The sequence below is a fragment of the Rhizobium sullae genome, from assembly GCF_025200715.1.
GTDB lineage: Bacteria > Pseudomonadota > Alphaproteobacteria > Rhizobiales > Rhizobiaceae > Rhizobium > Rhizobium sullae.
Window position 1 is genome coordinate 2882131 of record NZ_CP104143.1, and the last position, 24123, is coordinate 2906253.

Annotated in this window: 22 protein-coding genes and 2 pseudogenes; 18 read left to right on the forward strand and 6 right to left on the reverse strand. The window is 60.0% G+C overall.

The annotated features are described in order from the left end of the window. Positions 1–24: 24 nt before the first annotated feature. Together N2599_RS14640 and N2599_RS14645 are read left to right on the forward strand one after the other, a co-directional pair. The gene (locus tag N2599_RS14640) at positions 25–453 is read left to right on the forward strand and encodes a tautomerase family protein (RefSeq protein WP_027508057.1); all 429 of its coding nucleotides are present in this window, start codon (positions 25–27) and stop codon (positions 451–453) included. Beyond that, positions 450–998, forward strand: coding sequence for a DUF4865 family protein (locus tag N2599_RS14645; protein ID WP_027508056.1), 549 nt, complete (start codon positions 450–452; stop codon positions 996–998). The genes N2599_RS14640 and N2599_RS14645 overlap by 4 nt, the downstream gene beginning before the upstream one ends. A 1-nt stretch (position 999) precedes the next feature. Here the strand turns inward: N2599_RS14645 and N2599_RS14650 are convergent, their stop codons facing one another. The 3 genes from N2599_RS14650 to N2599_RS14660 all read right to left on the reverse strand — a co-directional run bounded on the left by N2599_RS14650 (position 1000) and on the right by N2599_RS14660 (position 3663). After that, on the reverse strand, positions 1000–1635 hold the full coding sequence (locus tag N2599_RS14650; RefSeq protein WP_027508055.1) for a LysE family translocator: 636 nt from the start codon (positions 1633–1635) through the stop codon (positions 1000–1002). A gap of 121 nt (positions 1636–1756) precedes the next feature. Next, complete coding sequence (gene pyk, locus N2599_RS14655) at positions 1757–3196, reverse strand: pyruvate kinase (protein WP_027508054.1); 1440 nt, start codon at positions 3194–3196, stop codon at positions 1757–1759. Beyond that, positions 3196–3663, reverse strand: coding sequence for a DUF1036 domain-containing protein (locus tag N2599_RS14660; RefSeq protein WP_051336433.1), 468 nt, complete (start codon positions 3661–3663; stop codon positions 3196–3198). Before N2599_RS14660 ends, pyk begins: the two co-directional genes overlap by 1 nt. A 217-nt stretch (positions 3664–3880) precedes the next feature. Between N2599_RS14660 and N2599_RS14665 the strand changes: the two genes are divergently transcribed. The 5 genes from N2599_RS14665 (at position 3881) to N2599_RS14685 (ending at position 7984) form a co-directional block, all read left to right on the forward strand. After that, positions 3881–4672 carry an N-formylglutamate amidohydrolase gene (locus tag N2599_RS14665; RefSeq protein WP_027508052.1) on the forward strand — a complete coding sequence of 264 codons (792 nt, stop codon included), beginning with the start codon at positions 3881–3883 and terminating at the stop codon, positions 4670–4672. Between the two features lie 11 nt (positions 4673–4683). Next, positions 4684–4989, forward strand: coding sequence for a DUF1244 domain-containing protein (locus N2599_RS14670; protein WP_027508051.1), 306 nt, complete (start codon positions 4684–4686; stop codon positions 4987–4989). A gap of 90 nt (positions 4990–5079) precedes the next feature. Beyond that, positions 5080–5343: a DUF2312 domain-containing protein gene (locus N2599_RS14675; RefSeq protein ID WP_003585771.1), complete on the forward strand. Its 264-nt coding sequence runs from the start codon at positions 5080–5082 to the stop codon at positions 5341–5343. A 152-nt stretch (positions 5344–5495) separates the two neighbouring features. Beyond that, positions 5496–6773, forward strand: coding sequence for a flavin monoamine oxidase family protein (locus tag N2599_RS14680; protein WP_245209202.1), 1278 nt, complete (start codon positions 5496–5498; stop codon positions 6771–6773). A 389-nt stretch (positions 6774–7162) separates the two neighbouring features. Further along, the gene (locus N2599_RS14685) at positions 7163–7984 is read left to right on the forward strand and encodes an alpha/beta fold hydrolase (protein WP_027508049.1); all 822 of its coding nucleotides are present in this window, start codon (positions 7163–7165) and stop codon (positions 7982–7984) included. A 114-nt stretch (positions 7985–8098) separates the two neighbouring features. Here N2599_RS14685 and N2599_RS14690 read toward each other — a convergent pair whose 3' ends face one another. From N2599_RS14690 to N2599_RS14695, 3 genes and pseudogenes are all read right to left on the reverse strand, one after another. Continuing rightward, on the reverse strand, positions 8099–9922 hold the full coding sequence (locus N2599_RS14690; protein WP_027508048.1) for a peptidoglycan L,D-endopeptidase MepK: 1824 nt from the start codon (positions 9920–9922) through the stop codon (positions 8099–8101). 180 nt (positions 9923–10102) lie between these two features. After that, a pseudogene (locus tag N2599_RS37840) lies at positions 10103–10318 on the reverse strand (helix-turn-helix domain-containing protein); the annotation flags it as partial. 74 nt (positions 10319–10392) lie between these two features. Continuing rightward, positions 10393–11650 (reverse strand): annotated as a pseudogene (locus tag N2599_RS14695) (sigma-54-dependent transcriptional regulator); the annotation flags it as partial. 207 nt (positions 11651–11857) lie between these two features. Here N2599_RS14695 and N2599_RS14700 point away from each other — a divergent pair. The 11 genes from N2599_RS14700 to N2599_RS14750 all read left to right on the forward strand — a co-directional run bounded on the left by N2599_RS14700 (position 11858) and on the right by N2599_RS14750 (position 24121). Further along, positions 11858–13711, forward strand: a complete 1854-nt coding sequence (locus N2599_RS14700) for a M3 family oligoendopeptidase (RefSeq protein WP_027508046.1) — start codon at positions 11858–11860, stop codon at positions 13709–13711. Between the two features lie 169 nt (positions 13712–13880). Continuing rightward, on the forward strand, positions 13881–15041 hold the full coding sequence (locus N2599_RS14705; RefSeq protein WP_027508045.1) for an aminodeoxychorismate synthase component I: 1161 nt from the start codon (positions 13881–13883) through the stop codon (positions 15039–15041). After that, a complete protein-coding gene (locus N2599_RS14710) occupies positions 15038–15664 on the forward strand; it encodes an aminotransferase class IV family protein (protein ID WP_027508044.1) in 627 nt (208 codons plus the stop codon). The genes N2599_RS14705 and N2599_RS14710 overlap by 4 nt, the downstream gene beginning before the upstream one ends. Positions 15665–15711: 47 nt before the next feature. Continuing rightward, positions 15712–15996 carry a YciI family protein gene (locus N2599_RS14715; RefSeq protein WP_027508043.1) on the forward strand — a complete coding sequence of 95 codons (285 nt, stop codon included), beginning with the start codon at positions 15712–15714 and terminating at the stop codon, positions 15994–15996. A gap of 87 nt (positions 15997–16083) precedes the next feature. Beyond that, a complete protein-coding gene (locus N2599_RS14720; RefSeq protein WP_051336432.1) occupies positions 16084–17022 on the forward strand; it encodes a heme-dependent oxidative N-demethylase family protein in 939 nt (312 codons plus the stop codon). Between the two features lie 101 nt (positions 17023–17123). Further along, positions 17124–18578 (forward strand): homospermidine synthase, encoded by a 1455-nt coding sequence (locus N2599_RS14725; protein ID WP_027508042.1) that lies wholly within the window; start codon positions 17124–17126, stop codon positions 18576–18578. 110 nt (positions 18579–18688) lie between these two features. Next, entirely contained in the window at positions 18689–19273 is a 585-nt protein-coding gene (locus N2599_RS14730; RefSeq protein ID WP_244915029.1) for a GNAT family N-acetyltransferase, read from the forward strand. A gap of 176 nt (positions 19274–19449) precedes the next feature. Beyond that, positions 19450–19812 (forward strand): outer membrane lipoprotein Omp10, encoded by a 363-nt coding sequence (gene omp10, locus N2599_RS14735; RefSeq protein ID WP_027508040.1) that lies wholly within the window; start codon positions 19450–19452, stop codon positions 19810–19812. Positions 19813–20020: 208 nt separating this feature from the next. Further along, complete coding sequence (locus N2599_RS14740; RefSeq protein ID WP_027508039.1) at positions 20021–21865, forward strand: 5'-nucleotidase C-terminal domain-containing protein; 1845 nt, start codon at positions 20021–20023, stop codon at positions 21863–21865. Between the two features lie 126 nt (positions 21866–21991). Continuing rightward, complete coding sequence (gene hemH, locus N2599_RS14745) at positions 21992–23026, forward strand: ferrochelatase (RefSeq protein ID WP_027508038.1); 1035 nt, start codon at positions 21992–21994, stop codon at positions 23024–23026. An 84-nt stretch (positions 23027–23110) separates the two neighbouring features. Further along, the gene (locus N2599_RS14750; protein WP_027508037.1) at positions 23111–24121 is read left to right on the forward strand and encodes an SPFH domain-containing protein; all 1011 of its coding nucleotides are present in this window, start codon (positions 23111–23113) and stop codon (positions 24119–24121) included. The last annotated feature ends 2 nt before the right edge of the window (positions 24122–24123 follow it).

The window sequence follows — 24123 nt, forward strand, 5'->3', positions numbered from 1 at the left end:
AGAATTCACGATAAGGAGGCACAAATGCCCTTCGTTCGAATCTCCCTCCTGAAAGGCAAGTCGCGAGACTATCTCCATGCGCTTTCAGACGGTATTCACCGCGCCCTGGTCGAGACGTTTAACGTCCCTCCGAACGATCGTTTTCAAGTCATTCATCAGCACGAGCCCGGCGAATTGATTTTCGACCGGCATTATCTAAGCGGCCCTCGCTCGGATGATTTCACGCTCATCGCAATCACCGCAGGAAAGCCACGTTCAACGGAAACCCGTAAGGCGTTCTTCAAGCGAGCAGTCGAACTCCTTGGCGAGTCGCCGGGCCTGAGGGCAGAGGATGTGATGATCGTCGTGACGACTACGTCGGAGGACGAATGGTCGTTCGGCGGCGGCAAGGCGCAGATGACCGAACCCGGTTGGGAACGTCGCGCCTTCGAGTCCATGGAGACGTCCCGATGATCGCCATGCAATACAGCTTCACCCTGCCTTCGGACTACGACATGGCGATCATCGATCGCCGGATCCGCGACAAGGGGCCGATGCTGGACGGCTTCCCGAATCTCGGATTCAAGGCCTATCTCAGCGCGCGCAAAGGCGAATTCGGCAGCCGGGAGAACCTCTATGCGCCATTCTATCTTTGGCAGAAGCCGGAAGGCGCGAGCGATTTCCTGACAGGACCGGGCTTCGAGGCGCTGACGCAGTCTTTCGGCTGGCCGCAGGTAAGGCACTGGATCGTATGGAATGCCGAGGTGGCGGACTTGAGAGCCGCAAACTTTGCAAGCCGCGATATTCTGCCGATCCCTCCCTACGCACCGCTTGCCGAAATCCGCCGGGAGGAGGTCGCGCGGTCACATGCGGAAGCGGCACGAGGCGGCGTGCTGGCTTTGATATCCGCCTTCGAGCCGTCCGGCTGGAGCCTTGTACGCTTCACGCTTTATCGCGACATGCCATTGATCTCCAACGGCGACCAGATCTATCGCGTCGGGCATGTTTCCCTGCCGTAAGTCAGGTCGTCGCGCGCCGATAAAATGCCAGCGATCCGGCAAGCGCAATGAGTGCTCCGCCGCTGATACGGTCGAGCCACATGGCGCCGGAATTCTTGAGCAGGCGGACAGCCTGCGAGCCGAAGATGGCGTATGCGAACATGATTGCGAAATCGAGCGAGGCGAAGATGACGGCAAGCACCGCATATTGGACCGGCTGCGGCAGCGAAGGATCGATGAACTGCGGCAGGAAGGCCGAGAAGAACAGGTAGCCTTTCGGGTTGGTGACCGCCACCGTGAAGCTTTTCACTCCGATCGCAAAGGTCGAACCGGCGCCGCCGGCGGCCTCCGCGTTCACGGTCGTATCGATCGTTCCCTTCGAGCGCAGCATCATGATGCCGAGAAAGGCAAGATAGGCAGCACCTGCATATTTCAGCACCGAGAACCAGAACTCGGAGGCCGCAAGAAGCGCGCCGAGACCGATCGCCACAGCCCCGATCAGCACGAAATCGGAAAGCACGGCACCCACCATGCCGGCGATCGCCCGGCGCGTACCGTAACGCGACCCATTGGTCAGCGCCAGGAGCACGGTCGGCCCCGGCGTCGCGATACCGACGAAGGAAACCCCAGCGAAAGCGAAAAGCGTGACGATATCCATAAGTCCCTCCGGAGCTCGGATACCGGAAGCTTGCATTTGCCTGGACCGCGATCAAGCAGAAAACGAAAAAGCCCGTTGCCTTCCAAAGCAACGGGCTTTTGTTCGATTGAATGCAAATGGATCAGATGCCGCTTTGGCCATCGGAGCCGATATAGGCGATGCGCAGCATGTTGGTGGCGCCGGGCGTTCCGAGAGGCACGCCAGCCGAAATGATGATACGGTCGCCCGGCTTGCCGAAACCCTCGCCGGCGACGATGCGGCAGGCCCGGTTCACCATGTCGTCGAGGTCCGTCGCGTCGTGCGTGACGACACAGTGCAGACCCCAGACGATCGCCAGCCGCCGGGCCGTCTTGATGATCGGCGAGAGCGCCAGAACCGGCACCTGCGGACGCTCGCGCGACGCGCGCAGCCCCGTCGTGCCCGACGAGGTGTAACAGACGATCGCGGAAAGCTTCAACGTCTCGGCAATCTGACGGGCGGCGAGCGAAATCGCATCGGCGCCGGTCGCTTCCGGCTGGGCGCGCTGAGCATAAATGATGCCCGGATAATGCGGTTCACGCTCAATGGCGGTGGCGATCGACGCCATCGTCGCGACGGCTTCGACCGGATAGTCGCCCGAGGCGGATTCAGCCGAAAGCATGACGGCATCCGCACCCTCGAAAACGGCGGTCGCAACGTCCGACACTTCGGCGCGCGTCGGCACCGGCGCTGAGATCATCGATTCCAGCATCTGGGTCGCGACGACGACCGGCTTGCCGGAGCGGCGGCAGGCGCGGATCAGCTGCTTCTGGATGCCCGGGACGGATTCGAGCGGCATCTCGACGCCGAGATCGCCGCGGGCAACCATCAAGGCATCGGAGAGTTCGATGATTTCTTCGATGCGCTCGATTGCCTGCGGCTTTTCGATCTTCGACATCAGGCCGACCCGGCCCCTGGCGATCTTGCGGACCTCCGCGAGATCTTCCGGGCGCTGCACGAAAGAAAGCGCGACCCAGTCGACATCATCGGTCGCCAGAACGGCATCGAGATCGATGCGGTCCTTGTCCGTCAGAACACCGACGCCGAGCAACGTGTCGGGGAGGCTGATGCCCTTACGGTCCGAAATCTTCGTGCCGGAAATGACCGTCGTGACGATGCTCTTGCCGTCGCACTTTTCGGCGCGCAATGCGAGCTTGCCATCATCGATCAGCAGGCGGTGGCCGGGCTTGACGGCTTCCAGAATTTCCGGATGCGGCAGGAAGACGCGGCTTGCATCACCGGGTGCGTCATTGTTGTCGAGCGTAAAGGTCTGGCCGGGCTTCAGCTCAACCTTGGTTTCCGCAAACTTTCCGACGCGAAGCTTCGGCCCTTGCAAATCGGCGAGGATGCCGATCGGGCGGCCGGAGCGCGCCTCTACCGCACGGATGCGCTCGATCAGCGTGCGCATCACGTCATGGCTTGCATGGCTCATGTTGATGCGGAAAACGTCGGCACCGGCCTGGTGCAGCTTTTCGATCATCGCTTCATCGCTCGAGGCGGGGCCGAGCGTCGCGAGGATTTTCACTTTGCGGTTACGCTTCATCAATTCGGGCTTTCTTGCGTGCCGGGAGTGTCGGAAAGTTGGACCATCCAGCTGCCCTGGCGGCCCGTGTCGTATTCCTTGAATCCCATCCTCTGATAACCGCGGGCATAGCAGTCCTTCACGCCCGTGATCTTGAACTCGTTTTCCGCTACGCACATCTGGATGTCACCCGTCCAACGTCCCCCCCGCGCGGCATCCTCTGCGTAGAGATAATAGTATCGTGACTGCAATTCTCCTTCGATCAGCGTCGCGCAGGTCGTTGCAGGGACCTGCCACCAGCCTTCAGTGATCCACCCGTCCTTGGCACGGTATCCGATCGCCACACCCACGAGGTTCTGCGTGCCGTTGCAGACGCGGAAATCGGCGCGGGCAGCATCGGCAGCGAAAAACGGTGAGAGGGCAGCGAATGCAAACAAGGCGAAACGGGCAATCCCGGACCGGGTGAGGAAACTTGGTGCGGCTTGCATCAACACGGCTTCCGAATGGCTCCCACGGTTATTCGTTGTCCGTGCCTTCTTGCGCTGCCATCAAACGAATGTCAACGCGATGCTAATCGATTATATTCCTTTCGTAACCTCCTCGTGAACGGCGACCTGCCATAGGCTGCCCCGTATCGCGCTTGAACTTGGCCCATCTGCATGCGATCAGTGACGGCGAGCGCCAAATGACGATCGGCATTTCCTGATGAACCCCTTCAAACCTTTCGAAATTTTACCTGGAAATCATGACAGCGGCATGGTGATTCTCGGCGATCACGCAATGAATCGGCTTCCTGAGCGGTATGGCAGGCTCGGGCTTCCCCAATCCGCCTTTTCCCGCCATATCGCCTATGACATCGGCATAGAAGGTTTGGCGAGAGAGCTTTCCGCGAGGCTGGGGGTTCCAGCCGTTCTCGGCGGCTTTTCGCGTCTTCTGATCGACCCCAACCGCGGTGAGGACGACCCAACGCTGATCATGAAGATCTCCGACGGTGCGATCATTCCCGGCAATCATCCGATCACGGATGAGGAGTGGGACTACCGCATCAAGGAGTTCCACCGGCCCTACCACAACGCCGTCTCCGGAACGATCGACAAGGTCGCCAATACGACCGGCAAGGCGCCGCTCGTGCTCTCGCTTCATTCCTATACGCCGGCCTGGAAAGGCGTTCCGCGGCCATGGCATGCCGCCGTCCTCTGGGACAGCGACCATCGCGCCGTCGCCCCGCTGCTTGACATGCTGAGGCGCAGTCCCGATCTCATGATCGGTGACAACGAACCGTATGACGGCGCGCTCAAAGGCGATACGATGTACCGGCACTGCATGGTCACCGGCATACCGCATGCCCTGCTCGAGGTCCGTCAGGACCTGATCCAAAACGAGGCCGGCGTTTGCGAATGGGCCGAACGCCTGGCTCCGATCTTCGCGGCCATGAATGCCGATCCGGCGCTGCACGAATACAATGTCCATGTGTCGCGCACCGGCCCTTACGAATGAAGGAGAGCGAGATGACCGCACTCAGCAAGAAGCAGCAGACCGAATTCGAAGCTGCCGCCTTCCGCCGCCTCGTCGCTCATTTGCGCGAACGTGCCGACGTTCAGAATATCGACCTGATGAATCTCGCGGGCTTCTGCCGCAACTGCCTGTCGAACTGGTATCGCGAAGCCGCGGAGGCTGAGGGCGTGCCGCTGTCGAAGGACGAATCGCGCGAGATCATCTACGGCATGCCCTACGAAGACTGGAAGAATCTGCATCAGAACGAAGGCTCGGAGATGCAAAAAACTGCATTTGAACTGAACAAGCCGCACAAATAGGTTCATCACGTCCGATTGGACTTGACCGCGGCGCAGCTTCGCGGCAGTCACTCCCCACCGAATTCAAGACGAGAAAATCAGGAGAACACGATGTCCGATGCTCATGGCGTCGCCCGCGATCAGCTACGCGCTTTCATCGAGCGCATTGAACGGCTGGAAGAAGAAAAGAAGACCATCGCCGACGACATCAAGGACGTCTACGGCGAAGCCAAGGGCATGGGCTTCGATACCAAAATCCTGAAAAAAGTCGTCGCTCTTCGCAAGAAGGACGAGCAGGAGCGCATGGAAGAGGAAGCTATCCTCGATACCTACCTGCACGCACTCGGCATGATCGAGTCCCCGCCGGAAGGCTGAAGATTGCCCCCTACCAGTTTCAGAGCCGCCGGACGACCCGGCGGCTTCTCTTTTGCGCCTGCCAACGCGAAACGGTAGAAGGCTGGCGTCTGTGGGCTGACTTTTCGCACCAGACGAACCTGGCCGCTTGCGCCATATTCTTGGGGTGGTGCATGATGCGTGACCACATCGAGTCCATCCCCGCAATGAATTCAGACCCAGACATAGCAATCATTGGCGCCGGAGCTGCAGGTATCGGGGCCGCACGACGTCTGGCTGGAGGCGGCTTTTCTGTATCGATTTTGGAGGCCTTGCCGCGCCTTGGAGGGCGCGCCTGGACGTATGAGACGCCGGTAGCAGCCGTCGATCTCGGCTGCGGCTGGCTTCATTCCGCCGACCGCAACCCGTGGACCCGCATCGCGGAGGAAAAGGGCTTCGTGGTCGACCGAGGCCCCACAGCATGGGGCGAGCAGTTCCGCGACCTGGGGTTTCCGAAAGCGGAACGGGAGGCAGCTGGACGCGCCTTTGCGCGATGGAGCGAGCGGATTTCGACGACACCCCCAGTCAGCGACCGCGCATCAGATGCGTTGGATCCGGATAGCCCATGGATAGCCTATCTCCAGGCACTGAGCGGATATATCAGCGGTGACGAGCTCGAGCATATCTCCGCGATGGACTATGCTGCCTACAACATGGCGTCGACCGGTTGCAATTGGCGCGTGCCGACCGGCTACGGCACGGTGATTTCGTCGAGCCTTCCGGCCGGTATCAAGCTTCACCTGGCTACAGCCATCGAAGCCCTGACGTTCGAAGGGCGCCGTATTGCGCTTCGGACATCGAGCGGCACGCTTCGGCCGCGCGCTGCCATTTGCACGGTATCGACAAATGTTCTTGCCGGAGACTCGACCATCTGGCCATCGGTGCTCGATCCATGGCGTGACGCTGCTGCTCGCTTGCCGCTCGGCAGTAATGAGAAACTCTTCCTGGAGATTGTCGGCGACAGCCCGTTTGCGCCCGAAAGCTATGTTATAGGTGATGCTCACGATCCGGCGACCGGCGCCTACTACATCCGCCCGTTCGGCTCGCAGGTGATCGAATGCTTCCTGGGTGGGGCTGGCGCGCGGGCCATCGCAGCCGACGGATCCGACGCTGGTTTTGCCCGCGCGATCGACCAGCTCGCCGAACTTTTCGGCTCGTCGGTGCGCCGCTGCCTTCATCCCCTTGTCGCTTCCGATTGGTCGGGCACCCCGTCGATCGGCGGCGCCTATAGCCACGCTCTGCCGGGACAAGTCGACGCCCGTTCGGCACTCGCCCGTCCCTTCGACGATCGGCTGTTCTTTGCAGGCGAAGCAACGCATACGACGGACTTCTCGACCGCGCATGGCGCCTACGAAAGCGGTGTGCGCGCCGCGGAGCAAGCAATTGCCGCGCTGGCGCCGAACCTTCGATAAATGCCCTGATGCCGCCTGCCCAAAGGCTGAGGATTATCGTTTGCTGCTTTCGGAGCCAGGCCCCCCAGCGGTTTCTTGAATCATGCTTTTGGAGTTAGCCCGCTGTTTCCCGTTGCTTTGCATTCGGCGCGATAATATCCTTCCGCCGCATACTGGAGCCGCGTCCGGTTCCGCTTAATATTCAGTTATTTGACGTAATGGCAGCCAACAGCTGCCGGACATTTTCTCGACACTGCCGCGCATCGCGCAGCCATTCCGACAGTGCATATGCATTCTTTATCCGGACATGCGCGAAGCCGCGAGCTTCGCTCATTCCCATCCGGTGTCCCGCATGACGCCGGTACCAAAGCCAAGCCGAAAATCAACCCTGCTCAAGAGGAACTCAAATCATGTCGATGATTACCACGAAGGACGGAACGGAGATTTTCTACAAGGATTGGGGCAAGGGCCAGCCTATTATTTTCTCTCACGGCTGGCCGCTCTCGGCCGATGCCTGGGATGCGCAGATGGTCTTCTTCGGCAACAATGGCTATCGCGTCATCGCGCATGACCGCCGCAGCCATGGGCGTTCGAGCCAAACCTGGGACGGCAACCACATGGACCAATATGCCGATGATCTGGCCGAGTTGATCGAAGAGCTCGATCTCAAGGACCTGATCATGATCGGCCATTCCACCGGTGGGGGCGAAGTCACCCATTATCTCGGACGCCACGGCACGAAGCGTGTCGCCAAGGTCGTGCTGGTCGGCGCCGTGCCGCCACTGATGCTCAAGACGGACAAGAATCCCGGCGGCTTGCCGGTTGAAGTTTTTGACGGTATCCGCAAGGGCACACTCGAAAACCGCTCGCAGTTCTACAAGGATCTCGTGGCGCCCTTCTACAGCTATAACCGCGATGGCGCGAAATTCTCCGAAGGCATCCGCGACAGTTTCTGGATGCAGGGAATGATGGGCGGGTTGAAGGGACAGCTGGATTGCATCCACGAATTCTCCGAGGTCGATTACACGGACGACCTCAAGAAGATCGACAAACCGACGCTCATCATTCATGGCGACGATGATCAGATCGTGCCGATCGGCGCTTCCGCATTGGAATCCTCGAAGATCGTCGAGGGTTCGATTCTCAAGGTCTATCAGGGCGCCCCCCACGGCCTCGCCCAGACGCATACCGACCGTTTCAACAAGGACGTGCTCGAATTCCTGAAGGCCTGAACCTTCGGGCCCATCAATTTCCTCCCGCCTCCAGTGCGGGAGGATGTGGCCAGCGCGTAAACAAAGACCGCCGGATTTCTCCGGCGGCCTGGTCGTTGTTACTGATCAAGCTGCTCAGTTCGTATTGAACTTGCGCACTTCCATGAAGTTGACCGCCGAGCCGCTGAAGCGGGCCGGATCGATCGACGCGGTCTTGACGTTGAAACCTTCGGCATAGACGGCCGTCGGCTGGGCGCGCAGCGTCTGACTGACGAAGCGAGGGGCCTTGACCGGCTTCGTGATCATTTCCATGCGCGAATTGGTCAGCGCCCACCGCGAAATTATCTTTTGGGTCAGCTTCGGCTCGGTGCGGACCGTTGCACGGCTTGCGTCGGCAGCGGCGGCAGCCTCCTTCGTCGGCCGCCCACCCTTGGTCGCAACCCCGTTGGCAATGCCGTCCTCGGAAGTCTGCGGCAGGTCGAAGGCGTCGCCGAAGCTTGCAGATTTGACGGGAGCAAGCGCGGCAAGTTGTACCGGCGCCTTCTTCTCAACCGGCTTGGCCGCAGGCATTGCCGCGCTGATGGCCTGCTCGACCGTGGCGGGTGCAAGGGCAGCCACTTGCTTGTCGACCACATTGTTCTGATCAAGCGCTTGAGCGAGTGCCGGGGAAAGCTGATCCGCTTCGGCTTCGTCCGCACCCGCTTCCGGATCCGCGGCCGCTGCCGCAAGCAGATTTTCAGCGAGTGCCGGGCGATCGGCCGGGGTCGGAACCGTTGGATCGTTGGATGCCACTTCCGCATCACCCGGCGCGTTGCGCGGGCCAAGCAGCGAAGGAACCGGAACGTGATACGTGCTGAGATCGGCGAACTGTTGCTGCCCCTGTTGTTCGGTGGCAGCAGCAAGCGCCTGTTGCGCAGCATTGCCGGAATTCGGCGAAACGAGCGCATTTGCAACTTCGCCACCGTCAAGCTGGCCGGCAAAGGCAGGACGAACCTGCGGCACCGGCGCATTCACAGCGGCAACCTCGGTCGGTTGGGCTTCAGCTTCGGCAGTAGCCGGTGCTTCGGCCTTCGGCGGCGTTGCCTTGGCAACCGCGACCGGAGCGGCTTCCTCCGCGCTATCCTCTTCCTCGTCCGCACCGCCGCCAAAAAGGGCCGCGAACAATGTCTTCGGCTTTCTCGTTTCGGTGTCGCCGCCGCTTGCCATGACGAGCTGATTGGTGCTCACCCGGCGCTTGTAGTCGGCCATCGCCTGCTGGTAGCCCGGCAGGGGCTTGCCGTCAGAAGGGATGTGAATGGTGTTGCCGTTCGGGAAGAGCTGCGCCAGCTCCTGGCGGCTCATGCGCGGCCAAGCGCGAACGCCGCCGACATCCATGTGCACGAAGGGCGAACCGGACTTCGGATAAAAGCCAACGCCACCGACCTGCATTTTCATGCCGATCGCGCGTAGCTTTGCGAGCTTCACATCCGGAATGAAGAAGTCCATCGCCTTGCCGAGCATATGCTGGCTCTTTTCGGCGACGCCGGAATTGCGCGAACGGGACTTGAGCATCGAATTGGTGGCGGGCGAACGGAAGCCGCAGACAACGTTGATGTAGTCCCTGGAACCGCTCTGGCGGTAGACTTCCCAGATGAGATCGAAAAGATGGGGGTCCATCTTTGTCGGCTGGTTCTTGCGCCAGTCGCGAAGGAATCGGTTTAGCTGCCCAAGACCCTTCGGGTCGAACCTACCGTTGCGCTTGTAGGTGATCACGGCCTTTTCGCCGGTATGGATGAAGTAGAGTTTCAGACTGCGCGTTTCGCCCGCCGCCTCGGACGGTGTGCCAACGAATACTGGTGAGGAAACCGTGAGTGCGAGAAGGGCAGCCGTCGCCGTCCTAACCACCTTTCCGCCAATGTCGGCGCACAGGGTACGCCAGCTCAAGCGCGAAGGCTTGGTGTTCTCATTCAGATCCGGCAAACTCAATCCCCGTCAGGCTGCCCAGGTCCCCGAGCTGTCCCAATGACTGTCAAATGCGGTGACACGATGGCAAAAATGCCACAGACGATCAACCTTTTCTTTACATAGTCAACGATCGACTAACAAGTGGTTTATAACGGGTAACAAAACATGCTTGCGGGAATATTAACGGAACGCCGCTTATGCCGCGTCTTTCTGGGGATTGTCGGGATCGATACCGTAATCTTTCAGTTTTCTGTAAAGCGTTGAACGTCCGATGCCGAGTTTTCGTGCCACTTGACTCATCTGGCCGCGGTAGAATTTTAGAGCGAATCGAATCAATTCCTCCTCGACGTCGGCAAGTTTGCGCACTTCGCCGGCCGGATTGACGCTTGCGATCGCATTCTCCGGCACCTCGTTGTGGTGCCCGAACGGCTCACCCGCAAAGGTTGGCGGAACGTGATATTCTGCAAGGTCCACTTCGTGCTCGCGATGCGTATTGTCGGCAACAAGCGCTAGGTGGTCGACCACGTCATATTGCGGCAGTTGGGCAGCGATCTGCGGAAAGTCCGCCTCGGTAAGTTCCGGGCCTTCGGCGAGTACGACGGCTCGGAAGATCGCGTTTTCGAGCTGGCGGATGTTGCCCGGCCAGTCATAGGCAGTCAGCAATGCCAGCGCACCCGCGCTGACCGTCATGCGATGGCCGTTCTTCTGTTCGGATGAGAAGCGGTCGGTAAAGACACGCACCAGATGTGGAATGTCCTCCTTGCGCTTGCGCAGCGCGGGAATGGTGATCGGGAAGACATTGAGGCGATAATAGAGGTCCTCGCGGAAGCGGCCGTTTTTCACTTCCTCGATCAGATCCTTGTTCGTCGCGGAAATGAGACGGACATTGACCTTGTGCGCCGTCCGCGCGCCGACGGTTTCGACTTCGCCCTGCTGCACCGCGCGTAGCAGCTTGACCTGCACGTCGAGCGGCAGGTCGCCGATTTCATCGAGGAAGATCGTGCCGCCGTCGGCTTCCATGAACTTGCCCGTATGGCGCTCAGTGGCGCCGGTGAACGCGCCCTTTTCATGGCCGAAGAGGATGCTTTCGACGAGATTGTGCGGAATTGCACCGCAATTCACCGTCACGAAGGGCTTACCCGCGCGGTCGCCGCCGGATTGGACGGCACGCGCCACCAATTCCTTGCCGACGCCGGACTCGCCTTCGAGCACGACCGGAATAGTGGATTGCGCGGCACGCTGCGCCAGATCGATGACGCGGATCATTGCCGGGCTTGCGGAAACGATGTCATCGAAGCCGACGAGGCCGGAGCGCGAGCGGCGGCCCGAGCGGGCCCGCACTTCGCGCTGGTCCAGCTTCATCGCGTTGGCGATCGAGGTTGCGATGCGCTCCGGTGAAACCGGTTTGACCACGAAATCGAAGGCCCCGGCACGCATGGCCTGCACTACCATTTCGATGCCGCCCTGCCCGGTCTGCACGATCACCGGGATCTGCGTGCCGAGTTCATGGAGCGCCTCGAGGAATTCGAGGCCGGTCATTTCCGGCATCATCAGGTCGAGAAGGATGACGTTGAAGAGACCACCGTCGCGCTTCACCATCTCCAGACCGATCCGGCCGTTTTCAGCCTGATGGACGACATGTCCGTGACGCTCGATTGCATTCTTCAGCAGACGGCGCTGTACCGGGTCGTCCTCGACCACGAGAATCTGCCCTGCACCCTTGAGCTCACTATAACTGGTCATTGTCGCCTCACTTCATGCGAAACCTGAGGTCACTCTGTCAGAAAGGCTTGAACATCCAGTTTTGAGAAATAATTGCATTTTAACGATTGTGGCGACACCGAATCCGTATCGAAGCGGGGCCTCCGGCATCCCGAAAGCCCCTTGATACGGGGCCTTCCGGCGCTTAGACAGTCAGACCTGTTCGAAATGAGGAAGAGGAACCCAGCCATGAATTTCGTGCTCCCCGGCGCCGGTCTTAATTTTTCGGCAACAGTTGCCTCTGCCGCGGCTGATCCGGCGCTCGGCGACCTTCCGGTCTGGAAGCTGCAGGATCTCTACCCCTCCGCCACCTCGACTGCCTTCACAAGCGACATGGAAAAGGCGGGCCGGAACGCGATCGCCTTCGAAGAAAGATGGAAGGGCAAGCTGGCGGAGGCAACGACCAAAGCAGGCGCTGAAGGCATCGGCCAGGCGCTGAAGGAATACGAGGCGTTGGATGACCTCATCGGCCGTCTCGGCTCTTTCGCGGGTCTCACTTATTTCTCCGATACGACCAACCCGGTGAACGGCAAGCTCTACGGCGACGTCCAGGCGAAGGTCACCGAATTCTTCGGCCACCTTCTCTTCTTCGGGCTGGAACTGAACCGCATCGACGACGCGGTGATGGATGCATGCATGGCGAACGACCCCGATGCCGGCCATTACCGCCCTTGGCTGATCGACCTGCGCAAGGACAAGCCCTACCAGCTGGAAGACAAGCTGGAACAGCTCTTCCTCGAAAAATCGATGACGAGTGCAGCTGCATTCAACCGCCTCTTCGATGAGACCATGGCAGAACTCCGCTACGATATCGACGGCGAGAAAGTGCCGCTCGAAGTCGCGCTCAATCTACTGCAGGACAAGGATCCGGAAGCGCGCCGCAAGGCAGCGATGGCGCTTGCCGAAACCTTCACGGCGAATATCCGCACTTTCACGCTGATCACCAATACTCTTGCCAAGGACAAGGATATTTCCGACCGCTGGCGCGGCTTCGAGGATATCGCCGACAGCCGCCATTTGGCGAACCGCGTTGAGCGCAACGTGGTCGATGCGCTGGCGGCTGCCGTCAAGCAGGCCTATCCGCGCCTTTCGCACCGCTATTACAAGATGAAGGCGAAGTGGCTCGGAATGGACCAGATGAATTTCTGGGACCGCAACGCGCCGCTCCCGGAAACCTCCAATGCGGTGATTTCCTGGAGCGAAGCGAAGGATACCGTTCTTTCGGCCTACGGCAATTTCGCGCCGGAAATGGCGGCAATCGCCAGCCGCTTCTTCGACGAACAGTGGATCGACGCACCCGTGCGTCCCGGCAAAGCGCCCGGCGCTTTCTCTCACCCGACGGTTCCCTCGGCGCACCCCTATGTGCTGGTCAACTACATGGGCAAGCCTCGAGATGTCATGACGCTTGCCCATGAACTCGGCCACGGCGTCCATCAGGTGCTGGCCGGTGCACAGGGCGCGCTGATGTGCCAGACCCCGCTGACGCTCGCCGAAACCGCATCCGTCTTCGGCGAAATGCTGACCTTCCGCGCGCTGCTCGACAAGACGGCGGACAGGCGCGAGCGCAAGGCGATGCTCGCCCAGAAGGTCGAGGACATGATCAACACGGTGGTGCGCCAGATCGCCTTTTACGAATTCGAACGCGAGCTTCACACGGCCCGCAAGGCAGGCGAACTGACCGCCGAAGACATCGGCGAGCTCTGGCTTTCGGTTCAGTCGGAAAGCCTTGGCCCCGCGATCAGGATTTCGGAAGGATACGAGACTTACTGGGCCTATATCCCCCACTTCATCCACTCGCCTTTCTACGTCTATGCCTACGCTTTCGGCGATTGCCTGGTGAACTCGCTCTATGCGGTCTATCAGAAGGCCGACAAGGGCTTTCAGGACAAGTATTTCGAGCTGCTGAAGGCCGGCGGCACGAAGCATCACTCCGAACTCCTGAAACCTTTCGGCCTCGACGCCACCGATCCGTCGTTTTGGAGCAAGGGCCTGTCCATGATCGAAGGGCTGATCGATGAGCTTGAGGCGTTGGATAGGGGCTAAGCAAGAAGTTGCCCCTCACCCTAACCCTCTCCACGCAAACGGGGCGACGGGACCTGCCACGCGCAACGTCGAGATTTCAAGCAGCCGCTGCGGCATATCCCTTCTCCCCGCGAGTTGGAAGAAGGTGCCCGCAGGCGGATGAGGGGCATTCCCACGGAACAACATCGCCATGATCGGCCTCCAACCCCACATCCTCTTCCGTGACGACACGACCGGACAAGTGATGCTCTTCACCGATCCCGCCGAGGTTATCACCGCCCGGACGCGTGATGAATTCTTTGCAGGCCTGGTGCGGATGGAAGCGGCCAGAGCCCAGGGAAGGTGGCTGGCGGGTTATATATCTTACGAGGCGGGCTACCTTTTTGAGAAAAAGCTCGCAGACTTCGCGGAAGAGAACAGGCCGACGCCGCTGCTTTGCTTCGGCATCTTCGACGACCCGCAAAAGGGCGATCATCCGCTCGCGCAGCCCAAACAGCGCCTCGAAAACGAGGAGTTCCTGACCGCGCCCAAAGCCGCTTGGGCATTTCCCGTATACAAAGAGCGATTCGACCGATTGCATTGGCATCTGCGCCAGGGTGATTGCTACCAGGCAAACCTGACGATGCCCATCGAAGCACGCTGGAACGGCGATCCGCGCGCGGCTTTCTGGTCGCTGATCGAACGTCAGCCCGTGAAATACGGAGCGCTCGTCGATCTCGGCGGTCCTGTTATCCTATCGCGCTCTCCCGAACTCTTCTTCCGGACGGACGAGGAAGGCTGGATCGAGACTCATCCGATGAAGGGCACCGCCAAGCGCGGTGCCGACGCGGCCGAAGATGCCGCCATCATCGCGGCGATGCAGGCGGACACGAAGACGCAAGCCGAAAACCGGATGATCGTCGACCTGCTACGCAACGACATCTCGCGCATCACCGAGGTCGGCACGCTCGATGTTCCGAAGCTTTTTGAGATCGAGACCTACCCGACCTTGCACCAAATGGTGAGCCATGTGCAGGCGAAGCTGCTGCCCGGCCTTTCCATCCGCGATATCTTTGCCGCCCTGTTCCCTTGCGGTTCGATCACCGGCGCGCCGAAGCTCAGCGCCATGCAGATCCTGCATGAACTCGAAGACACGCCGCGCGATGCCTATTGCGGCGCAATCGGCATGATTTCGCCGACGGGCTCCATGCGCTTTTCCGTTGCGATCCGCACCATCAGCCTCTTCGATGACGGCAAGGCGATCTTCAACGTCGGCGGCGGCATCGTCTTCGATTCCACGGCTGAGGCCGAATATGAAGAATGCCTGCTCAAGGCCCGCTTCGCGGTCGGCGATGAGGAGATTGCGCGATGAGCAATTTCTCGCTGCTGGAGACATTGCGGTGGGAGCCGGAAACCGGCTTCGTCCGCCTCCGGCTGCATCTTGCCCGTCTGACGCGATCCGCCCGGCGGATCGGCTTTCCCGAGCCGCGGCATGCGCTCGACGAGCTCAATGCATCCGTCCAGGGCGCGACGGGCGCTCTGCGCATCCGGCTGACCTTCGATACTCATGGCCGCACAGAAGTCACCACCGCGCCCTTCACACCACTTGCGCCCTGCACGGTGTGGAACATCCGCATCGCTTCGACGCGCCTCGACAGCGCCGACAAGCTGCTTCGGATCAAGACCACCCGCCGCGCCGTCTACGAGGCTGCCCGCGCCGAATACACGCCGCACCAGGCCGACGAGGTGCTGATGCTGAATGAACGCGGCGAGGTCTGCGAGGGCACGATCACTTCGATCTTCCTGGACAATGGTTCCGGCACCCTTCGCACGCCGCCGATCGCCTGCGGCCTGCTCGCCGGCGTGCTGCGCACGGAACTGATCTGTCAGCGAAAGGCGCGGGTGGGCCACATTCGGATGAACCACCTGGAGAGCAGCCGGATTTTCGTCGGAAACTCTCTCCGCGGCCTCATACCCGCAAGGCTTACCACCTGAGCCGCGCATAAATCCTAAGACGAACGATAAGCCGGAAGGATTCTGCCATGTTTATCCTCGCGCTCACTTATGTGAAGCCGAACGAAGAAGCCGACAAGCTCATGGAGCCGCATATGGCCTGGGTCAAGGAAGGCTATGCGCGGGGCTGGTTCCTTGCCTCCGGCCGCAAAGTCCCCCGCACCGGTGGCGTGGTTCTCGCCATCGGAAATCGTGCCGAGATCGAGGCCTATGTCGCCGCCGATCCCTTTGCAGTCCACGGCGTTGCGGAATACGACATCACGGAAGTCGCGGTGACAACGGTGGCCGCGGGGCTGGAGCTTCTCAAAAGCTGAGGCGCAAATGCGCGGCGGGGATCGTCAATTGGAAAGAAGGACAATCGCCAGCTGTTCCACCGCGCGGCGTTAGGCTAGGTTTTCGCTATGACGCTCCCGACCTACACTCCCTATGACGGTTCCTCCAAACCCTTCACCATCGGCCTCATGCCGCTCGATATCGGCCGCTGGATCGAGCCGGATGCCGATCTGCCGCGCTATCTCGGCGAAAAGCAACATCTGCTTGAAGCCCATCGGGATGAGATTTTCGTGGCCGAGGAGGACACCGAAACCGCACAGCAGGAATGCCTCGACCTTCTCGTGAATTACCTTTGCGAGGCCTATCCGGCCCTCTACCGCCGCATTGGCAATCTTGTTGAAGTAGCCGGCAAACCCGTCGATGTCTGGGAGCCATCCCTTCCGCCACTTCTGAAGGCCGGCTCACTTATTGCCGACGACCTCGTCATCATGCGCCGCAAGGACGACGGCTGGCACCTCGTCGCCGGTTACGTTGCCTTCCCTTCTTCCTGGTCGCTCAAGGAAAAGTTTGGCCGGCCGATGCAGGCGATCCATGCAGACGTGCCCGGTTTCGGCGAAGGGACGCGCAACGCGACCTTGATTACCCGCATCTTCGACAGTCTGCAGACCGCTCAGCCCGTCGAGCGCATGAACTGGTCTGTGAACGCCACAGGCGATCTTTTCCTGCCTGCGTCCAAACATAGCCGTCCGCCGCAGGCCGCGGCCTTTACACTCGCTGAACGCTTCGCCCGTGTCGAGCGCCAGACATTGCGCAAGCTGCCAGGCTCCGGCGATATCGTCTTCACCATCCGCGTCTATGTCGATCCCGTAGCCGCGATCGAGCACCATCCAAAGGCGGCAGTACTGGTGCAAAGCTTCGCGAACCAGCTCGAGACGCTTGACGAACATCAGACCGCTTACAAAGGTCTGGCCTTGCAGAAGGCCGCACTCGTCGCAAAGCTGCGCATGCTCGCCCGCCGGCTATCGCCTGTCTGCCAATCGATTTCCCGCAAACGCTCTTTATTGTGACGCCGATTTATGATTAGAGCCGGTCACCTCGCATTTCTTGCGCCATTTCAGAAGAATCCTTAGAGGCTCATCGCCTTCGCCGCCTTCCACAGGAGAAAAGAATGACGGAACAGACCCACCCGGTATATGCCGAAATTACCGGTCCGATCGTGATGATCGGCTTTGGCTCCATCGGCCGCGGCACGCTGCCGCTGATCGAGCGCCACTTCAAGTTCGACAAGAGCCGGATGGTTGTTATCGACCCGCGCGACGAGCCGGCCGACATGGAAATCCTGAAGAAGTACGGCATCCTCCATATCAAGGAATATGTGACGAAGGACAACTACAAGGATCTCCTGAAGCCGCTTCTGACCAAAGGCGGAGGGCAGGGCTTCTGCGTCAATCTCTCGGTCGACACTGGCTCGCTCGACATCATGAAGCTCTGCCGCAAGCTCGACGTGCTCTATATCGATACCGTCGTCGAACCCTGGCTCGGCTTCTATTTCGACAAGAACATGAAGAATGCTGACCGCACCAACTATGCGCTGCGCGAAACCGTGCGCAAGGAAAAGGCAAGGAACCCAGGCGGGGCGACGGCTGTCTCCACCTGCGGCGCAAACCCGGGCATGGTGTCCTGGTTCGTCAAGCAGGCGCTGGTCAATCTCGCCAACGAGATCGGCGTGAAGTTCGAAGAACCGGATCAGCACGACCGCGAAGCCTGGGCGAAGCTGATGAAGAAGGTCGGCGTCAAGGGCGTTCACATCGCCGAACGCGACACCCAGCGCACCAAGCATCCGAAACCGCTCAACGTCTTCTGGAACACTTGGTCTGTCGAAGGCTTCATCTCCGAAGGCTTGCAGCCCGCCGAACTCGGCTGGGGCACCCATGAAAACTGGATGCCGAAGAACGCCAAGAAGCAGAAGAAGGGCTGCAAGGCCGCGATCTATCTGGAGCAGCCAGGCGCCAACACCCGCGTCCGCACATGGTGCCCGACGCCAGGTCCGCAATACGGCTTCCTGGTCACCCATAACGAATCGATCTCGATCGCCGATTATTTCACGGTCCGCGACAAGGATGGCGAGGTCACCTTCCGCCCGACCTGCCACTATGCCTACCATCCGGCCAATGACGCGATCCTGTCGCTGCATGAAATGTTCGGCAACGGCGGTACGTCGCAGCCGGTCCACCACGTCCTCGACGAGGACGAGCTGGAGGATGGCATCGACGAACTCGGCGTGCTCCTCTACGGCCACGAGAAGAATGCGTACTGGTACGGCTCGCGTCTCTCGCTTGATGAGACCCGTCGCATCGCGCCTTACCAGAACGCAACGGGCCTGCAGGTGACCTCCGCGGTTCTCGCAGGCATGGTCTGGGCCCTCGAACATCCGAAGGCCGGCATCGTCGAGGCCGACGAGATCGATTATAAGCGCTGCCTCGAAGTGCAACTGCCTTATCTCGGCCCGGTTGAAGGTCACTACACCGACTGGACCCCCCTCGATGGCCGCCCGGGCCTCTTCCCGGAAGACATCGATACGAAGGATCCCTGGCAATTCAAGAACATCCTGGTCCGTTCGTAACCAGGAGATTCAAACTCGCATCAATGCCTACGCGGGGCGAGTGTAGTGGGGCGGCAGATAATCCGCTCCACTCCACATCCGAAAACGATCTTATCGGTAGGACGACAAGCGTGAAGGTCGCCAAGCGCGACGTCCCGACTTTTCTCGATTGGGAAATCCTATTTCTACATGGCACACTGCTGGGGCAACAGGCTCATAGAGAGGAACCCTCCGTGATCTCATCCAGACCAATGCGTGAAAGCGAATATCCGGCTTACCTCGATTATTTCATCACGGATTATGCCACCGAGATCTCGGCCAATTACGGTCTTTCCCGCCATGAAGCCGTGGCACAGGCCAATCGGGAAATTGCAAATGACCTGCCGCTTGGCGTCAACACGCCCGGCGAAGTCATGCTCTGTGTCATAGACCAAGCGTCGGAAATTGAGTGCGTCGTGGGTTATCTTTGGTATCGTCCCGATCCAGCGAAGCGCTTCGTATTCATCAAAGATTTCTATATCTTTGCAGAGCATCAGGGAAAAGGCTTTGGCAAGCGGGCGTTGAATACCTTGGAAGCCAACCTGTCACAGACAGGTTTCGAGCAGATAAGGCTGCGCGTTGCCGAGGATAACAAGCGCGCCAAGCATGTCTATGAGACAGCTGGCTTTCGCGTCACCGGCATTAATATGAGCAAGTCAATTAAAACGGAATGCTAATTATCAGCGCATCAGAAACTTCGCCCCAATTTGCCGGGCAAAGGCGGACATTTTTGTAACGCCTGCTGTGTAATTTCGCTTCATCGTTGCAGGAGACTTGCCATGGCGGCGGGCTCGGGCCATGTTTTTCAGGACTTTCGCGGATAGAGTCCGCTCCGAATCGCCGGGAGAACCATATGACGTTTAGAAACATTCTCGTCCTTGCGGGTGCAGCGGCAGCGCTTGCCGCCTGCGTCTCAGACCGCCCCATGCCGGTAGCGACACGCGCTGCGCCGACCGGCGTCGAGGGTTCCTGGGCTGATCCGAACGGCATCATTTCTACCTTCCAGGCCGGCACCTTCACCACCCGCACGACCGACAGCAACCAGCTGCTCGCGTCCGGCACGTACATCAACACTTCGCCGTCACTGGTCGAAATCAGCATGACATCGCTGGTTCGCAAGACGCAGTCGAAGGTCAATTGCGCGCTCGTCAACCAAAGTCAGCTGAACTGCACCTCGGATGCAGGTTCGCAATTCACGTTGACGCGCCGCATGTAATTTCCCAGCACACCTTCAATGAAGAAGCTCCCTTCGCGGGAGCTTTTTTCGTTTTTGCCTTTTGGAAAGCACCTCGGGAAACACGGCTTTTTGCACTTGCGGTCGGTCATCGTTGATGAAAACATCCGCCCGCCGGGTAACCGCCAAAACGAATAAGGGAAGGGCGGAGCCAGGGGTACGGGCCTCGCCATCAAATCAGGAGAACAGGATGACCAAGTCATTTAGCTTCGGTCTGTTGACCGCATCGATGCTGGCCCTCAGCGCCGGCGCAGCCTTCGCGGACTACCAGCTCAATATTCTTCATATCAACGATTTCCATTCACGCATCGAGTCGATCAACAAGTTCGATTCCACCTGCTCGGCGGAGGACGAAGGCAAGAACGCGTGCTTCGGCGGCGCCGCCCGCTTGAAGACCGCGATCGACCAGCGCCGTCAGGCGCTCTCCGGCCAGAACGTCCTGCTGCTGAACGCCGGCGACAACTTTCAGGGCTCGCTCTTCTACACGACCTACAAGGGTACTGCGGAAGCCGAAATGCTGAACGCCATGAATTTCGACGTCATGACCGTCGGCAATCATGAATTTGACGACAGCGAGGACGGTCTCGCCGCCTTCCTCGACAAGGTGCAGTTCCCGGTCATTTCCGCCAACGTCCTTGCCGCCGACGGCGCGAAGGTCGGTGATCGCATCAAGCCTTCATTAGTACTCGATGTCGGCGGCCAGAAGATCGGCATCGTCGGGGCTGTGGCCAATGATACTGAAGAGCTTTCCTCTCCCGGCCCCAAGGTGATGATTGCCGAAGATGTCCAGACGATCACCGCCGCCATCGCGGAACTAAAGGCGCAGGGCATCAACAAGATCATCGCTCTCACCCATGTCGGCTATCCGCGCGATCTCGCAGCCATCGCCAAGATTCCGGATGTCGATGTGGTCGTCGGCGGCCACTCGCACAGCCTGCTTTCGAATACCGATCCAAAGGCGGAAGGCCCCTACCCGACGATGGTAGACAATCCGGGCGGCTACAAGGTGCCGGTCGTGCAGGCTGCCTCCTACAGCAAGTATCTCGGCGATCTCGTCGTCGACTTCGACGACAGCGGCGTCGTCAAGAGCGCCAAGGGCGATCCGATCCTGATCGACTCCTCCTTCACGCCCGACCCGGCCCTCGTTGCCCGTATCCAGGAGCTGGCAAAACCGATCGAAGAACTCCGCAAGAAGGTCATCGGCGCATCCGAAGCTCCGATCGAGGGCGACCGCACGGTTTGCCGCGTCAAGGAGTGCTCGATGGGCAACCTCGTCGCCGACGCCATGCTGGACCGCACGAAAAACCAGGGCATGCAGATCGCCATCCAGAACGGCGGCGGCCTGCGCGCCTCGATCGACGGTGGCGATATCACCCAGGGCGAGGTCATCACCGTCCTGCCGTTCCAGAATACGGTGGCCACCTTCCAGCTGACGGGCTCGGACATCGTCAAGGCGCTGGAAAACGGCGTCAGCCAGATCGACGAGGGCGCTGGCCGCTTCCCGCAGGTTGCCGGCCTGAAGTACAGCTTCGACAAATCCAAGCCGGCAGGCAGCCGCATCAGCGACGTCCAAGTGAGGGAAGGCGATGCATTCGTCCCGATCGCTCCCGCCAAGAGCTACGGTGTCGTCACCAACAATTTCATGCGCGGCGGCGGCGACGGTTATTCGATCTTCGAAACGGCCGGCAAGAACGCCTATGATTTCGGCCCGGATCTTGCGGACGTGACCGTCGAATATCTGGCGGCCCATAACCCCTACAAGCCCTATACCGACGGCCGCATAACGGCGCTCGCATCGGCTGAGGCTGCAGCGCCTGCGGCTCCAGCTGCGACGGCACCTGCTCCCGCAGCCACTGCACCTGCACCGGCTGCAACGCCGGCAAACCACGTTATCGCGGCAGGTGACACGCTTTGGGATCTTGCTAAGCAATTCTACGGTGACGGCGAACTTTGGAAGAAGATCTCCGAAGCCAACGGCAATCCAGACCCGCGCCGTCTGATGGTGGGCAAGGAGCTTCAGGTTCCCGCGAAGTAAGACGATTTGTCCCGAGCTTGAAAGCCGGTCCGGGGTTTCCCGGGCCGGTTTTTCTACTTATAGGGATGAGCCAACCGAGCCCGACTGCGCATGAGCGGGTAGAGACTATTAAGCGTTGGGGCCAAGATGACCATTGCAACTTCATACCTCCCGGCGGAGCATCCACCCGTCAAGTTCGGCAGGGTCGGTGTTCTTCTCGTCAATCTCGGCACGCCTGACGGCACCGACTACACATCCATGCGACGCTATCTGCGCGAATTCCTGACAGACAAACGCGTCATCGAATGGTCGCCGTGGAAATGGTATCCGATCCTCTTCGGCATTGTCCTTAACACCCGCCCCCAGAAGGTCGGTAAGGCCTACGAGACGATCTGGAACAAGGATAATAACGAGAGCTATCTGCGTACCTACACGCGCAACCAGTCCGATCTCATGGCCGCGCGTCTGAAAGACCTGCCGAACGTCAAGGTCGATTGGGCGATGCGCTACGGCACGCCCTCCATCGGCTCGCGCATCGACGCACTAAAGGACGAAGGCTGCGACCGCATCGTTCTTTTCCCGCTCTATCCGCAATATGCGGCAGCAACGACCGCGACGGTCAACGACAAGGCATTCCAGCATCTCTTGAAGATGCGCTGGCAGCCGGCGCTGCGGACCGTGCCGGACTACCATGACGATGAAACCTATATCGAGGCGCTCGCCAGTTCGGTGACGAAGCGTCTTGGGACGCTCGACTGGGAACCGGAGATGATCCTTGCTTCGTTCCACGGCATCCCACTCTCCTATTCCGAACAAGGCGATCCCTATTACTTCCAGTGCCAGAAGACAGGGCACCTGCTCCGCAAAAAGCTCGGCCTTTCGGAGGAGAAGTTCATGGTCACCTTCCAGTCCCGCTTCGGGCCGGAAGAATGGCTGCAACCCTATACGGACAAGACCGTCGAGAAGCTGGCGCAGGACGGCGTCAAACGCATCGCCGTCCTTAATCCGGGTTTCGTCTCCGACTGTCTGGAGACACTGGAAGAGATCGCCGAGCAGGCGGCTCACTCCTTCCACGCGAACGGCGGCGAGAAATTTGCGCATATCCCCTGCCTCAACGACAGCGACGACGGCATGCGCGTGCTGGAAAAAGTCGTGCGTCGCGAGTTGCTCGGCTGGGTCTGACGGTCGTCATTTCCCAATTGCAAAGAACATGTTAACTCACCACATCCGATGTTGTGGCGCGGCCTGCGCCGAGGGAGGGGTTTCATGGTCTTGGGCGGTTTCGATATCGTCGTTATTGCGCTCGTCGTCTTCGTCATCCTGGTGCTTTTTGCGGGCGTCAAGACGGTGCCGCAGGGTTATCGCTATACGATCGAGCGCTTCGGACGCTATACGCGGACGTTGGAGCCGGGCCTCAACATCATCACGCCCTTCATCGAGCGCATCGGCGCCCGCTTGAACGTCATGGAGCAGGTGCTCGATGTTCCTACCCAGGAAGTCATCACCCGCGACAACGCTTCCGTCGCCGCCGATGCCGTCGCCTTCTACCAGGTCCTGAATGCCGCTCAGGCCGCCTACCAGGTCTCCAATCTCGAAAACGCCATCCTCAACCTGACGATGACCAATATCCGCTCCGTCATGGGCTCCATGGATCTCGATGAGCTTCTGTCCAACCGTGATGCGATCAACGACCGGCTGCTGCGCGTCGTTGATGACGCGGTGCAGCCCTGGGGTATCAAGGTCACGCGCATCGAGATCAAGGACATCCGTCCACCGACCGATCTCGTCGACGCCATGGCACGGCAGATGAAGGCCGAACGTGAGAAACGTGCCCAAATTCTGGAAGCCGAAGGTTCGCGCAATGCCCAGATCCTTCGCGCCGAAGGGGCCAAGCAATCGGCGATCCTCGAAGCGGAAGGCCAGCGCGAGGCAGCGTTTCGCGAGGCGGAAGCCCGGGAGCGTCTGGCCGAGGCCGAGGCCAAGGCGACAAAGATGGTCTCGGAAGCAATCGCCGCCGGCGATGTGCAGGCGATCAACTACTTCGTCGCCCAAAAATATACCGAGGCTCTTACCGCGATCGGCTCGGCTTCCAATTCCAAGATTGTCATGATGCCGATGGAAGCCTCGTCCATTATCGGCTCTCTGAGCGGCATCGGCGCGATCGCTAGGGAGGTCTTCGGCGACGGCAACAATCCGCCCTCCCCGCCACGTCCGCGTCAAGTGCCGTCGCGCACGAACCCACCGGTCAATCCCTTCAACCAAACCCCGGAGCGCTGACG

Bases quoted from the DNA above. Each gene is read 5' to 3' on its own strand.
- N2599_RS14640 (WP_027508057.1), top strand. From the start codon at position 25: ATGCCCTTCGTTCGAATCTCCCTCCTGAAAGGCAAGTCGCGAGACTAT.
- N2599_RS14645 (WP_027508056.1), top strand. From the start codon at position 450: ATGATCGCCATGCAATACAGCTTCACCCTGCCTTCGGACTACGACATG.
- N2599_RS14650 (WP_027508055.1), bottom strand. From the start codon at position 1,635: ATGGATATCGTCACGCTTTTCGCTTTCGCTGGGGTTTCCTTCGTCGGT.
- pyk (WP_027508054.1), bottom strand. From the start codon at position 3,196: ATGAAGCGTAACCGCAAAGTGAAAATCCTCGCGACGCTCGGCCCCGCC.
- N2599_RS14660 (WP_051336433.1), bottom strand. From the start codon at position 3,663: ATGCAAGCCGCACCAAGTTTCCTCACCCGGTCCGGGATTGCCCGTTTC.
- N2599_RS14665 (WP_027508052.1), top strand. From the start codon at position 3,881: ATGAACCCCTTCAAACCTTTCGAAATTTTACCTGGAAATCATGACAGC.
- N2599_RS14670 (WP_027508051.1), top strand. From the start codon at position 4,684: ATGACCGCACTCAGCAAGAAGCAGCAGACCGAATTCGAAGCTGCCGCC.
- N2599_RS14675 (WP_003585771.1), top strand. From the start codon at position 5,080: ATGTCCGATGCTCATGGCGTCGCCCGCGATCAGCTACGCGCTTTCATC.
- N2599_RS14680 (WP_245209202.1), top strand. From the start codon at position 5,496: ATGATGCGTGACCACATCGAGTCCATCCCCGCAATGAATTCAGACCCA.
- N2599_RS14685 (WP_027508049.1), top strand. From the start codon at position 7,163: ATGTCGATGATTACCACGAAGGACGGAACGGAGATTTTCTACAAGGAT.
- N2599_RS14700 (WP_027508046.1), top strand. From the start codon at position 11,858: ATGAATTTCGTGCTCCCCGGCGCCGGTCTTAATTTTTCGGCAACAGTT.
- N2599_RS14705 (WP_027508045.1), top strand. From the start codon at position 13,881: ATGATCGGCCTCCAACCCCACATCCTCTTCCGTGACGACACGACCGGA.
- N2599_RS14710 (WP_027508044.1), top strand. From the start codon at position 15,038: ATGAGCAATTTCTCGCTGCTGGAGACATTGCGGTGGGAGCCGGAAACC.
- N2599_RS14715 (WP_027508043.1), top strand. From the start codon at position 15,712: ATGTTTATCCTCGCGCTCACTTATGTGAAGCCGAACGAAGAAGCCGAC.
- N2599_RS14720 (WP_051336432.1), top strand. From the start codon at position 16,084: ATGACGCTCCCGACCTACACTCCCTATGACGGTTCCTCCAAACCCTTC.
- N2599_RS14725 (WP_027508042.1), top strand. From the start codon at position 17,124: ATGACGGAACAGACCCACCCGGTATATGCCGAAATTACCGGTCCGATC.
- omp10 (WP_027508040.1), top strand. From the start codon at position 19,450: ATGACGTTTAGAAACATTCTCGTCCTTGCGGGTGCAGCGGCAGCGCTT.
- N2599_RS14740 (WP_027508039.1), top strand. From the start codon at position 20,021: ATGACCAAGTCATTTAGCTTCGGTCTGTTGACCGCATCGATGCTGGCC.
- hemH (WP_027508038.1), top strand. From the start codon at position 21,992: ATGACCATTGCAACTTCATACCTCCCGGCGGAGCATCCACCCGTCAAG.
- N2599_RS14750 (WP_027508037.1), top strand. From the start codon at position 23,111: ATGGTCTTGGGCGGTTTCGATATCGTCGTTATTGCGCTCGTCGTCTTC.